Source organism: Rhodanobacter sp. B04 (assembly GCF_002001125.1).
GTDB lineage: Bacteria > Pseudomonadota > Gammaproteobacteria > Xanthomonadales > Rhodanobacteraceae > Rhodanobacter.
In genome coordinates this window covers 120352-133114 of sequence record NZ_MUNV01000007.1, presented here as the reverse complement: position 1 = coordinate 133114, position 12763 = coordinate 120352, and the positions used below count along the sequence as shown (strand labels likewise).

At 66.8% G+C, this 12763-nt stretch carries 12 protein-coding genes; 10 read left to right on the top strand and 2 right to left on the bottom strand.

The window, feature by feature from the left end; translation table 11 throughout:
* Positions 1-8: 8 nt before the first annotated feature.
* The 10 genes from B0E46_RS05310 (at position 9) to lpxK (ending at position 10071) form a co-directional block, all read left to right on the top strand.
* Entirely contained in the window at positions 9-791 is a 783-nt protein-coding gene (locus B0E46_RS05310; RefSeq protein ID WP_077554740.1) for a succinate dehydrogenase iron-sulfur subunit, read from the top strand.
* 100 nt (positions 792-891) lie between these two features.
* The gene (locus B0E46_RS05305; RefSeq protein ID WP_077554982.1) at positions 892-1143 is read left to right on the top strand and encodes a succinate dehydrogenase assembly factor 2; all 252 of its coding nucleotides are present in this window, start codon (positions 892-894) and stop codon (positions 1141-1143) included.
* Positions 1115-1552 (top strand): protein YgfX, encoded by a 438-nt coding sequence (locus B0E46_RS05300; protein WP_077554739.1) that lies wholly within the window; start codon positions 1115-1117, stop codon positions 1550-1552. The genes B0E46_RS05305 and B0E46_RS05300 overlap by 29 nt, the downstream gene beginning before the upstream one ends.
* A 125-nt stretch (positions 1553-1677) precedes the next feature.
* Positions 1678-2919, top strand: a complete 1242-nt coding sequence (locus B0E46_RS05295; protein ID WP_077554738.1) for a lipoprotein-releasing ABC transporter permease subunit — start codon at positions 1678-1680, stop codon at positions 2917-2919.
* A gap of 7 nt (positions 2920-2926) precedes the next feature.
* Positions 2927-3640 (top strand): lipoprotein-releasing ABC transporter ATP-binding protein LolD, encoded by a 714-nt coding sequence (gene lolD, locus B0E46_RS05290; RefSeq protein WP_077554737.1) that lies wholly within the window; start codon positions 2927-2929, stop codon positions 3638-3640.
* A gap of 119 nt (positions 3641-3759) precedes the next feature.
* On the top strand, positions 3760-6069 hold the full coding sequence (locus B0E46_RS05285) for a DNA internalization-related competence protein ComEC/Rec2 (RefSeq protein ID WP_077554736.1): 2310 nt from the start codon (positions 3760-3762) through the stop codon (positions 6067-6069).
* A gap of 115 nt (positions 6070-6184) precedes the next feature.
* Positions 6185-6856 carry a MotA/TolQ/ExbB proton channel family protein gene (locus B0E46_RS05280; protein ID WP_217316319.1) on the top strand — a complete coding sequence of 224 codons (672 nt, stop codon included), beginning with the start codon at positions 6185-6187 and terminating at the stop codon, positions 6854-6856.
* 9 nt (positions 6857-6865) lie between these two features.
* Positions 6866-7297: a biopolymer transporter ExbD gene (locus B0E46_RS05275; protein ID WP_077554735.1), complete on the top strand. Its 432-nt coding sequence runs from the start codon at positions 6866-6868 to the stop codon at positions 7295-7297.
* A 17-nt stretch (positions 7298-7314) separates the two neighbouring features.
* Positions 7315-9078: a lipid A export permease/ATP-binding protein MsbA gene (gene msbA, locus B0E46_RS05270; protein WP_077554980.1), complete on the top strand. Its 1764-nt coding sequence runs from the start codon at positions 7315-7317 to the stop codon at positions 9076-9078.
* Between the two features lie 9 nt (positions 9079-9087).
* Positions 9088-10071: a tetraacyldisaccharide 4'-kinase gene (lpxK, locus tag B0E46_RS05265; RefSeq protein WP_077554734.1), complete on the top strand. Its 984-nt coding sequence runs from the start codon at positions 9088-9090 to the stop codon at positions 10069-10071.
* Here lpxK and hutI read toward each other — a convergent pair.
* The gene (gene hutI, locus B0E46_RS05260) at positions 10057-11286 is read right to left on the bottom strand and encodes an imidazolonepropionase (RefSeq protein ID WP_077554733.1); all 1230 of its coding nucleotides are present in this window, start codon (positions 11284-11286) and stop codon (positions 10057-10059) included. The genes lpxK and hutI overlap by 15 nt on opposite strands.
* Positions 11283-12758 (bottom strand): chloride channel protein, encoded by a 1476-nt coding sequence (locus B0E46_RS05255; protein ID WP_077554732.1) that lies wholly within the window; start codon positions 12756-12758, stop codon positions 11283-11285. Before B0E46_RS05255 ends, hutI begins: the two co-directional genes overlap by 4 nt.
* Positions 12759-12763: the final 5 nt, after the last annotated feature.

The following is a 12763-nucleotide window of genomic DNA, read 5'->3' as shown; positions in this document are numbered from 1 at the left end:
AGGCAACCGTGGCCGAGTTCACGCTACCCAAGAATTCCAAGATCCAGCCGGGCAAGCATTATCCGGCGAAGGGCGCGAAGAATCCGCGCACCTTCCGCATCTATCGCTGGTCGCCGGACGACGGCCAGAACCCGCGCATCGACACGTACGAGGTCGACCTGGCCGTGTGCGGCCCGATGGTTCTGGACGCGCTGCTGAAGATCAAGAACGAGATCGATTCCACGCTGACGCTGCGCCGTTCCTGCCGCGAAGGCATCTGCGGTTCGTGCGCGATGAACATCGACGGCACCAACACGCTGGCCTGCACCCGGGCGATCTCGGAATGCGCGTCGGGCGACGTGAAGATCTATCCGTTGCCGCACATGCCGGTGGTGAAGGATCTGGTTCCCGACCTGACCCACTTCTACGCGCAGTTCGCCTCGATCAAGCCATGGCTGCGCACGCAGAGCCCGGCGCCGGATCGCGAGCGGCTGCAGTCGCCGGAAGAGCGCAAGAAGCTCGACGGGCTGTACGAGTGCATCCTGTGCGCCTGCTGCTCGACCAGTTGCCCGAGCTACTGGTGGAACGGCGACAAGTACCTCGGCCCGGCGATCCTGCTGCAGGCCTACCGCTGGATCGTCGACTCGCGGGACGAGGCCACCGGTGCGCGGCTGGACGATCTGGAAGATCCGTTCAAGCTGTACCGCTGCCATACCATCATGAACTGCACGCGCACCTGCCCGAAGGGCCTGAACCCGGCCAAGGCGATTGCGGAGATCAAGAAGCTGATGGTGGAGCGGCGTTCGCCCTGATTTTTTCTTTAGCTGCATCGCCACGACAGGCCGCCTGGTGCGGCCTGTCGTGTTTTGCGGGGCTGACGTTACACTTCCGTGCATGAGCAACGATCATGTCATGCCGGACGATGCCCGCCTCAAGCGCCTGCGCTGGCGCACCCGTCGCGGCACCCGCGAACTGGATGCCCTGTTCGGCGGCTGGCTGGACGAACGTTTTGCCAGCGCCGATGAAGCGCAGCGGCAGGCGTTCGACGAACTGCTCGACGTGCAGGATCCGGACCTGTGGGACTGGGTGATGGGTCATGCGCGCCCGCAACGAACGGACTGGCAGGCGATCATCGATGACATCCGCGCCCGCCATCGGCTTTGAATACCGGCCGTCGCGCCTGCTGCGGCGCGCGTTGCTCGCAGTCGCTGCGCTGGCGGTGCTGGCTGTCTGGCTGTGCGCGCTGGCGCCGTGGATGAAATGGTTTCTGATCGCCGGCGTGCTGCTGGCGACAAGGCAATCGCTCCGCAAGGTGGAAGATTCACCGGTGGCGGCCGCGGGCTGGAGTGCCGCTAACGACTGGACGCTGCACCTGGTGGATCGCGAGGATGTGCCTGCGCTGCTGCTTTCGTTCCGGATGCTGGGCGGTTTCGTGTTGCTGCGCCTGCAGACTGCGCGGCAGGGCACGCAGGTGCTGCTGCTGGCGCCGGACAACAGCGACGCGGATATCCGTCGGCGCCTGCGCATGCGGCTGGCGACGGTGCAGCCGGGCGAGGCCGTGCCGCGGCTCTGATTTGCATGAATTGATCCGCATGGCCTGGGCTCTCGGCAACTTCGCCACTGCGGCGCGGTCTCACCGAATACCTGATAATGCACGACCGGGCGGCCCGCCCTGCGATCCCCACAAGCGACCCGCCCATGTTCCGACCGCTCGAACTCTTCATCGGCCTGCGCTACACGCGTGCCAAGCGACGCAACCAGTTCATCTCGTTCATTTCCACCGTGTCGATCGTATGCATCGCGATCAGCGTGATCGCGCTGATCACCGTGATGTCGGTGATGAACGGTTTCGACTACCAGATGAAGTCGCGCATCCTCGGCGCGATCTCGCATGCGACCGTGTCCGGTGTCGGCGAAAGCGTGCAGGACTGGCCGCGCACGCTGCAGGTCGCCGAGGCGAACCCGCATGTGCTGGGCGCTGCGCCGTACGTGGAGGCGGAGGCCTATCTGACCGCCGGTCGTTCCAGCGCGGCGTTGCTGCGTGGCATCGAGCCGACGCAGGAGCCGAAGGTCGTCGACATCGACAAGCACATGGTCGCGGGCTCGCTGGGCGAGCTGACCCCGGGCAGCTGGAACATCGTGCTCGGCCGTGACCTGGCGATGACGCTCGGCGTCAGCGTCGGCGACCGGGTGACGGTGATCGTGCAGCAGCTGTATGCCACGCCGATGGGTGGCGTGCCGAAGATGCGCAGCTTCCACGTGGTGGGCCTGTTCGAACTGGGCATGGAGCAGTTCGACTCCGGCCTGGCGCTGGTCAACATGAGCGATGCCGAGAAGCTCAACAGCCTGAGCGGGCCCACCGGCATCCGATTGAAGCTCGACGACATGTTCAACGCGCGCCCGGTCGCCCGCGAGCTGGCCGACAAGCTGGGGCAGGTATACCGGGTGCAGACCTGGATGGACACCAACGCGAACCTGTTCGCCGCGCTGTCGATGGAAAAGATGGTGATGTTCGTGATCCTCTCGCTGATCATCCTGGTGGCGGTGATCAACCTGATCTCGATGCTGATGATGCTGGTCACCGACAAGCAGGCGGACATCGCGATCCTGCGCACGCTCGGCGCCACGCCGCGCAGCATCATGGGCATGTTCATGGTGCAGGGCGTGCTGGTGGGTTTTGTCGGCATCGGCTTCGGCGTGGGCCTCGGCTCGCTGCTGTCGTGGAAGTTGCCGGGCATCATCAAGTGGATCGAGCACACCTTCCACGTGACCTTCCTGTCGCCGGACGTCTATTACATCAGCGAGGTGCCGAGCCGGCTGGACTGGCACGATGTGGGCTGGACCGCCCTGCTGACATTCGCCTTCTCGCTGCTGGCCACCCTCTATCCCGCGTGGCGCGCGTCGCGCACGCAGCCGGCGCAGGCGCTGCGCTATGAATAAGACCGCCATGAACCCGACCGCTACCGATCAAGCCGGCGAAAACGTGCTGCGCGCCAGCCATGTCGCCAAGACCTACGACGAAGGCGGCCTGCGCACCGATGTGCTCAGCGACGTCAGCTTCACCCTGAAGCGCGGCGAGACGATGGCGATCGTCGGCGCCTCCGGTTCGGGCAAGAGCACGCTGCTGCACATCATCGGCGGGCTGGACACGCTGACCGCCGGCGAGGTTGAAGTGGACGGCCGCGTGCTGTCGAAACTCTCCGACGCCGAACGCGGTCGCGTGCGCAACCGCTCGCTCGGTTTCATCTACCAGTTCCATCACCTGCTGCCGGAGTTCACCGCGCTGGAGAACGTGTGCATGCCGCTGCTGATCCGCGGCACCGCGATCGCCGAGGCGCAGCGCCAGGCCAGCACGCTGCTGGAGCGGGTAGGCCTGGGCGGGCGCAGCCACCACAAGCCGTCCGAGCTGTCCGGCGGCGAGCGCCAGCGCTGTGCGGTGGCGCGTGCGCTGGTGACCCGGCCGGCCTGCGTGCTCGGCGACGAGCCCACCGGCAACCTCGACGAAGGCAACGCCGCGCAGGTCTACGCGCTGATGCTGGAGCTCAACCGCGAGATCGGCACCAGCTTCATCCTGGTCACCCATGACACGCACCTGGCGGGGCGGATGGATCGCACCCTGGTGCTGCACAACGGCATGCTGCAGGAAAGTCCGAAGGCCTGATCGCCGGCTGTACCGTGACGCTGCCGCCTGGGCGGCGAGTGCCTACATGCTTTTCATCCGCGCAGCCGGCAGGGCCGCGTTAGGCTCGACCGTATCCAGGATGGAGCGCGGGGCGCGGCATGACACGAACGGCGGCAATCACGGCGGCACTGGCCTTGCTGGCCGGCGTGCTGCTGGTGCAATGGCTGCCGAGCCTGCCGCCGCGCTGGTGTCTCGGGCTGCTGCTGGCGGCAGTGTTGCTGTTGGCGTGGCGCTTGCCACGCTGGCGCTGGCTGGCGTGGGCCTTGTTCGGCTTCGTCTGGGCGGCATGGCATGGTGCCGCAGCGATGGACGCGCGGTTGCCGCGCGCACTGGAAGGCCAGGACATCGCGGTGGTCGGCCGCATCGTCGGCTTGCCGCAGGCCGGCACGGACGCCAATCGCTTCGTGCTGCGCGTGGAGCACGCCACGCTGGATGGACATCCCGTCGCGTTGCATGGTCGCGTGACGGTGTCCTGGTATGACGATGCGCCGCTGCTGCAGCCGTGTAGCCAATGGCGGTTGCTGCTGCGACTGAAGCGACCGCGTGGCCTGCTCAATCCTGGTGTGGCTGACAGCGAGCGTTCCGCGCTGGAGCGCGGCATCGTTGCCACGGGCTATGTGCGCGATGATCCTGGCAACACACGGTTGTCTGGCACGCACTGGTGTGTCGATGGCGTGCGCGACGCGATCGCCCGCGGCATCGCCGAACGCGTGCACGATCCGCACGATGCCACCTTGCTGCAGGCCTTTTCCGTGGGCGACACGCGAGGGCTGGAGCAGCGTGACTGGGAAGTCGCGCGGGCCAACGGGGTGTCGCACCTGATCGCGATTTCCGGCTTTCACGTCGGCGTCGCAGCCGTGTCCGGCGTGTGGCTGGCGATGCTGGTCTACTGGCTGTGGCCACGCTTGGGGTCGTGGCTGCCACGCCCGCAGGCGCAGGCCGCGGCGGCCTTGCTGGTGGCCGGCATCTACAGTGCGCTGGCCGGTTTCGGCCTGCCGACGGTGCGCACGTTGCTGATGATCGCGGTGGTCGCGCTGGCGCGCTGCAGCCGGCGTGGCGGCGGTGGCGCGCAATCCCTGGCGCTGGCGATGATCGCGATCCTGCTGTTCGATCCGCTGGCGGTACTCGCCGCCGGTTTCTGGCTGTCGTTCGTCGGCGTGGCCTTCCTGATGCTCTGCCTGCAATCGCGCGGCCGCGGGTTGCGCGCGTTCCTGCACGAACTGTCGGCCGGGCAGATGGTGATGACGGTGTCGCTGCTGCCGCTGACCCTGTGGTTTTTCGGCGAGGCTTCGCTGGTGGGTGCGTTGTCCAACCTGGTCGCGGTGCCGGTGGTCAGCTTCGTGATCGTGCCGTGCGCGCTGCTAGGCATGCTGGCATTGGGGTTATGCCCGCCGCTGGCCACGCCGGTGCTGTGGCTGGCGGCGCAGCTGGCGCACGCGCAGTGGTGGCTGCTGGAGCGGATGGCGAGCTGGCCCGGCGCGCACTGGTATCTGCCGACCGTGCAACCGTGGGCGTTGCTGCTGGCGTTGCTGGGGGCGTCGTGGCTGTTCCTGCCGCGTGGCGTGCCGTTGCGCTGGTTCGGCGTGCTGCTGTTCCTGCCGTTGCTGTGGCCGCCGCGTCAGCTGCCGGTCGAGGGAGCGTTCCAGGTCTGGGTGCTGGATGTCGGCCAGGGCTTGTCGGTGCTGTTGCGCACGCGCGACCACGCGCTGGTCTACGACGCCGGTGCGCGCTATCCGTCCGGCTTCGACCTGGGCGAGGCCGCCGTGGTGCCGTCGATCCATGCGCTTGGCATCACGCGCCTGGACATGCTGATGGTCAGCCATGGCGACAACGACCATGCCGGCGGTGCCGAGGCCGTCGCAAGCGCCTTTCCGGAAGCGCAGCGCTATGCCGGCGAGCCGGCCCGAATGGCGCGCATGAAATTGCCGATGCAGCAGTGCGTCGCTGGGCAGTCATGGCAATGGGACGGCGTGCGTTTCCGTGTACTGAGTCCTCGCAGCGGCGCGGGCGATCGGGGCAATGACAGCTCCTGCGTAGTACTGGTCGAAGGTCATGGCGGGAGCTTGCTGCTGACCGGCGACATCAGCCTGAAGGCCGAGCCGCAGGTGGCCGCTGTGCTCGGCTCCGGAGCGCGGCCGGTATTGCTGGTGCCGCATCATGGCAGCAAGACTTCGTCCAGCATGGCTTTCATCGCCGCGGTGCGGCCACCCATGGCGCTGGTGTCGGCGGGTTGGCGCAACCGTTTTGGACACCCGAAGCCGGAGGTGCTGGCACGCTATGCCGGCGCTGGCATAGCGGTATTCAATACCGCCCTGGAGGGGGCGATTCCGCTGGATTTTCCCGCCGGCGGCCCCGTGCAGCGCAAACCGGGCTGGCGCTGGCGGCAGCCACGCTACTGGCGGGAGTGACTTAATGGTTTGCCACAAGTGGCGTGAATAAGGGATTGCCACGCGTGCCGCAGTACGACAGGACGGGACTGCTATCATGCGCGCTTCCCGAGAGGTCGCAAGACGAGGTCGTAACGTGCTGCAAATCCTGATGGCTGGCGGTTGGGCGATGGTGCCCATCCTGATCTGCTCGGCGATCGCGCTGGCGATCGTGCTGGAGCGTTGCTGGACCTTGCGCCGCAAATCGGTGCTGCCGCCGGGTCTGGGCGACGAGGTGCGCGAGTGGGCGCGCACGGGCCAGTTGTATCCGGCGCATCTGGAAGCGCTGACCAATGGTTCGCCGCTGGGTGAACTGCTGGCTTCGGCGCTGGCGGTGCGCAACCAGCCGCGCGATCTGATCAAGGAACGCATCGAGGATACCGGCCGGCATGTGATCCACCGGATGGAGCGCTACCTCAACACGCTGGGCACGATCGCGCTGATCGGCCCTCTGCTCGGCCTGTTCGGCACGGTGATCGGCCTTATCCGCATGTTCATGGAAGTGATGGCCGGCGGCATCGGCGATCCGGCCAAGATGGCCGGCGGCATCGGCGAGGCGTTGATCTGCACCGCGTCGGGCCTGACCGTGGCGATTCCGGCGTATGTGCTGCACCGTTATTTCCGCTCGCGCGTGGCTGGCTATTGCGTGGAGATGGAAAAGCAGGCCACCGCCTTGCTCGACGACCTGACCCTGGCGCCCGCCGCGCCGACGCCGGCGCCGGCACGGGTGCGGCGCACGCCGGCCTCGTCCGCGCCGAGCGCGAGCTGAGCGCGCACCATGCGTATCAGCAACAACCGCCGTGGCGATGATTTCGAGATCAACGTGATCCCGTTGATCGACGTGCTGCTGACCCTGCTGATGTTCTTCGTGCTGACCAGCACCTTCGTGCAGCATTCGCGGATGCAGGTGACCTTGCCCAAGGCCAGCACGCAGGACCGCGACATGAACGCGCCGGCGCTGACCATCATGATCGACCGCGATGGTCGCTATTACGTGGGCAGCGACGAGGTGATGGGCGAGGGCATCGAGCCGCTCAAGCAGGCCATCGCGCGCAATGCCGGTACCGACCACGACCGGCCGGTGACGATCCGTGCCGACGCGATGACGCCGAACCAGGACGTGGTGACCGCAATGGACGCACTGGGCCAGCTCGGCTTCACCAGGCTGTCGATCGCCACCACGCCGAGCAAGCCGGGCGCGGGGCAGTGAGCAAACCGAAGGCCCGCATGTGGGGTGCGGAAAGCTGGCGCGTGTACAAGCGCCTGCTCGGTTATTCCGCACGCTACTGGCCGATCGGCCTGGTCGCGATGGTCGGCATGGCGGCCGACGGCGGCGGCCTGGCGCTGTTCACGAACCTGCTGAAGACCATGATCGACGGCCTGTTCGTGAGAAAGGACCCGTATCTGATCTTCTGGATGCCGATATGGATCATCGGCATCTTTCTGGTGCGTTCCTGCGGCACCTTCGTCAGCGATTACGGCATCTCGTACATCGGCCGCCATGTCGTGCAGAAGATGCGGCATGACGTCTTTGCGGCCTATTTGAGGTTGCCGGCGTCGTTCTTCGGCGGTGAGTCGTCGGGCCAGCAGATTTCACGCATCACCTACACCAGCGAGCAGGTGGCATCGGCTGCCACCGATGCGCTGAAGGTTTCCGTCACCGATGGCCTCACCGTCATCTACATGCTGATGGTGATGCTGTACAACAGCGCCTATCTCACCATGTCGCTGCTGATCATGGTGCCGGCGATCGCCTTCGTGGCCACCGTCGTGAGCAGGCGCTACCGGCTGATCAGCCGCCGGATCCAGGGCACCATGGGATCGGTCACCGGCACGGTCGAGGAATCCGTCGGCGCACACCGCGAAGTGCGCATCTACGGCGGCCAGCAACACGAGGCCACGCGTTTCGATGCGATCACCGAACGTACGCGCTCGCTCAATCTGAAGATTTCGGCGACCAACGCCGCCTCCAGTTCCACGGTCCAGCTGATAGCGGCCTCCGCCATGGCCGCCCTGGTCTTCCTGGGGACCCGGCCGGACGTGCTGTACCAGATGTCGCCCGGCAAATTCTTTGCCGTCCTGATCGCGATGGGCACCATGCTGCCGTCGCTGAAGCGGCTGGCCACGGTGCAGGCGAATATCCAGCGTGGCCTGTCCGCTGCCGAAGACCTTTTCGAAGTCATCGACCTGCCGCCGGAAACCGATGATGGCAAGCTCGAGCTGGCACGCACCCGCGGCGACCTGCGCTTCGAGGATGTGCGGATGGTTTATCCACGCGAAGGGTTCGAAGCCCTGCGCGGTGTCGACCTGCAATGCGCGCCAGGTACGGTGACCGCGCTGGTGGGGCGTTCCGGCAGCGGCAAGAGCAGCCTGGTCAGCCTGTTGCCGCGCTTCAATGAGCTCAGTGCCGGCCGCATCGTGCTCGACGGCCACGACTACCAGGAATACACGCTGGCCTCGCTGCGCCGGCAGATCGCCTGGGTCGGACAGAACGTGGTGCTGTTCGATGACACGGTGGCCAACAACATCGCGTATGGCGAACTGGCTGGGGCGAGCGAAGCGGACATCATCGCGGCCGCTGAAGCTGCCAATGCGATGGAATTCATCGAGCGCCTGCCCAAGGGCATCCACACCCAGATCGGCCAGAGCGGCAACACGCTCTCCGGCGGCCAGCGCCAGCGCCTCGCGATCGCCCGCGCGATCCTCAAGAACGCGCCGATCCTGGTGCTGGACGAAGCCACCAGCGCGCTCGATACCGAATCGGAGCGGCTGATCCAGCAGGCGCTGCAGCGCCTGATGAAGGACCGTACCACGCTGGTGATCGCGCATCGCCTGTCCACCGTCGAGGGCGCCGAGCAGATCGCGGTGATGGATCAGGGCCGCATCATCGAGCGCGGCACGCATGCCGAGCTGTTGGCGCTCGGCGGGCAGTACGCCGCGTTGCACCGGATGCAGTTCCACGATCACGCCGATCAACAGGCGGGCGACTGAGGGGCACCGATGGCGCTGATCGATACGCTCGAATCAGCCTGGTACGACGGTGGCCGTGCGCCGTGGTGGACATGGCCGTTGATGCTGCTCTATGCCGGCCTGACTCGCCTGCGCGGCCGGCTGTATCGATCCGGCGTGCTGCGCAGTGTGCGCCTGCCGGTTCCGGTCGTGGTGATCGGCAACCTCAGCGTGGGCGGCACCGGCAAGACACCGTTGACCATCGCAGTGGTCGAAGCTTTGCGCGCCCGGGGCTTCCGCCCCGGTGTAGCCAGCCGGGGCTACGGCGGCAGCCGGCGCGGGCCGTTGCTGCTCGGCGACGCACCCGATCCGGCAGAAGTCGGTGACGAACCCTGCCTGATCCATGCGAGTGGCGTGCCGGTGGCGGTGGGGCGGGATCGTCCTGCGGCCGCCCGGTTGCTGCTCGACGCGGGATGCAATGTGCTGGTGGCCGACGACGGGCTGCAGCACTACCGGCTGGCGCGCGACGTGGAGATCTGCGTGATCGACGGTGTGCGCCGCTTCGGCAATCGCAGGCTGTTGCCAGCCGGCCCATTGCGCGAACCGATGAGCAGGCTGCAGCGGGTAGACCTGTGCGTCTGCAATGGCGTCGTCGCCGAGGCGGGCGAATATCCTATGCAGCTGCGCGCTGGCGATGTCCTGGCGCTGTGCGACGGTCGGCGACAACCCCTGGCCAGTTTCAGCGGTGGGCGGGTGCATGCGGTGGCGGCGATCGGCAACCCACGGCGATTTTTCGACAGTCTCCGTGCGCTGGGCATCGAGGTCGTCGAACATGCGTTCGCAGATCACCACCAGTTCGCACAGTCCGATCTGGCCTTTGCCGATGACCTGCCGGTATTGATGACCGACAAGGATGCGGTGAAATGCCTGCGCTTCGCACAGCCGCACTGGTGGCGGGTGCCGGTGCGCGCTGAATTGCCGTCGGCATTTGTCGACGCGCTGGTCCAGCGCATCGAGGCGTCAAACCGTTACTGATTCGCCGCCCACATAGACTTCGCGCACCAGCGAGCCGCCAATCCAGTAACACAGCTCGGCGGGTCGCTTCACCTTCCATACCGCCAGATCGGCACGCTGGCCGGCGGCAAGCGTGCCGCGATCGTGCAAGCCCAGCGCACGTGCCGCGTTCACGGTGACGCCACGCAATGCTTCCTCCGGCGTCAGCCGGAACAGCGTGCAGGCCATGCCTGCAGCCATCCGCAGCGACAGCAGCGGCGAGGTGCCGGGGTTGCAGTCGGTGGCGATCGCGATCGCCACACCGTGCTCGCGCAGCAGCGCAATCGGCGGCAATTTCGTTTCGCGCAGCGCGTAGAACGCACCGGGCAACAACACGGCAACGGTGCCGGCGGCAGCCATCGCCTTGATGCCCGGTTCGCTCAGGTATTCCAGATGATCCGCGGAGAGGCCGCCGAACTCGGCGACCAGCGCGGCGCCGTCCTGATCGGAAAGTTGTTCGGCATGCAGTTTCACCGGCAGGCCCAGCTGCTGCGCACGCTCGAAGACCCGATGGGTTTCCCCGCGGGTGAAGCCGATGTTTTCGCAGAATGCATCGACGGCATCGAGCAGGCCTTCGGCAGCGAGAGCCGGCAGCAGTTCGTCGCAGGCCAGGGCCACATAGTCGTCGCGTCGATCCGTGTACTCCGGTGGCAGCGCATGCAGGCCCAGGAAACTGGTGCGCACGCTGATGCCCAGTTCGCGGCCGATGCGCCGCGCCACCCGCAGCATGCGGCGCTCGCTGTCCAGCTCGAGGCCGTAGCCGGACTTGATCTCCAGTGTGCTCACGCCGTCGGCGAGCAGGGCCTGCGCACGCGGCAGCGATTGCGCGAACAGCTGCTCCTCGCTGGCGGCGCGGGTGGCGTTGACGGTGGAGACGATGCCGCCGCCGGCGCGCGCAATCTCCTCGTAGCTGGCACCGTTCAGGCGCAGGTCGAACTCCTGCGCACGATCGCCGCCGAACACCAGATGGGTATGGCAGTCGATCAGCCCCGGTGTGACCAGTGCGCCATCGAGCGACTCCACGGCGGCTGCCAGCGTGCCCGGGGCATCCGGCAATTCATCCATGCGGCCGACCCAGGCGATGCGGCCGTGATGCAGCGCGATGGCGCCACGTTCGACCAAGCCACAGGGCGTGTCGCCGACAAACGTGGCCAGCGTGGCATTCAACAGCAGTCGATCCCAGCGTGGCTCGCTCATGCTTCCGGTGCCTCGGTGGGGGCATCGTCCACTGGCGCAGCCGTCTCGGCGAAGGCGCTCGTATTGCCGACGTGCTGTAACGCATCGGCTTCCAGCCGGGCCTTTTCCGCGCTTTCCGCATGGGCTGCCTGCTGGTGTTCAAAGTCCTGCACCATGCGTTCGGCGAAATCCTTGTAGACCGGCGTCGGACAGAACAGCGAGGCGGCCGCACGTGCCAGCAGGCAGGCGGCCATGATCGGGATCACCATGTCCTGGTTGTCGGTCAGTTCCATCGCGATCACCGCCGAAGTCAGCGGCGCGCCGGTGACCCCGGAGAGGTAGGCGCTCATGCCCAGCAGCACCACCGTGCCGGCCGGCACACTGGGCAGGAAATACGCGATGTTGTGGCCAAGCCCGGCGCCTACCGCGAGTGCGGGCGAAAAGATGCCGCCAGGAATGCCAGCCCAGTAGGAAAAGACATTCGCAAGCAGTTTGGCGATGCCGAAGGTCTGCCCCGGCGTGACGGCGGCTTCCTGCACGAAGGCGCGTGCCTGGTCGTAGCCGGTGCCATAGACATTGTTGTGCGAGAACAGCCCGATCAGCGCCAGTGCCAAGCCGCAGCCGCCGGCGAACAGTACCGGCGCATGCGAGCGCAGACGGCCGATATAGGCCAGCGGCCCGTGCCGGCTGAGCAGGATCAGCCGCGCGAACAGGCCGCCCAGCAAGCCGCAGATGATGCCGGTGAGCAGCACGGCCAGCCATGCATGGCCCAGCGGCAGGCTGGCCTGCACCTGGCCGAAGTAGGAGTAATTGCCCATGATGCCGAGCGACACCACGCCGCCGACGATCACCGCCGTCAGCAGCAGGCCGCTGAAGCGATGCTCGAACGTGCCGGCCAGCTCCTCGATCGCGAACACCACGCCGGCCAGCGGAGTGTTGAAAGCGGCGGCGATGCCGCAGGCGCCGCCGGCAAGGATGAAGCGCGACGCCGCCTTGGGATCGGTGAAGCCAAAGCGGCGGCCCAGCGAGTAGAACAGGCCGGCGCCGACATGCACGGTCGGCCCCTCGCGCCCGATCGAGGCACCGACAGCCAGCGCGATCAGGGTCAGCACCATCTTGCCGACCGCGATCGGCAGCGCCAGCATGCGGGCCCGGAAGCCTTCGTCCTCGATATGCAAGGTGCCGATCACCTGGGGGATGCCGCTGCCGCGGGTGGCGCGCAGGCGCCCCTCGGTGACCCAGGCGAGCAGGCCGAACACGATCGGCGTGACGATCAGCGGGATCCATGCGCCGTAGCTCAGCATTCGCTGAAACAGGTGGTAGGACCAGTCGCTGGCCTTGGCAAACAGGATCGCTGCAAGCGCCACCACGACCGCGCCGATCCACAGCGCAAGGCGCCGTTTCCACTGGTGGGGCGCAAAGAACTCGTGGCCGAGCAGGGCCTGCAGGCGCGGATTCGAAGAAGGCGAAGCGGGCTGGGTTGGTTCTGTCATTCGCC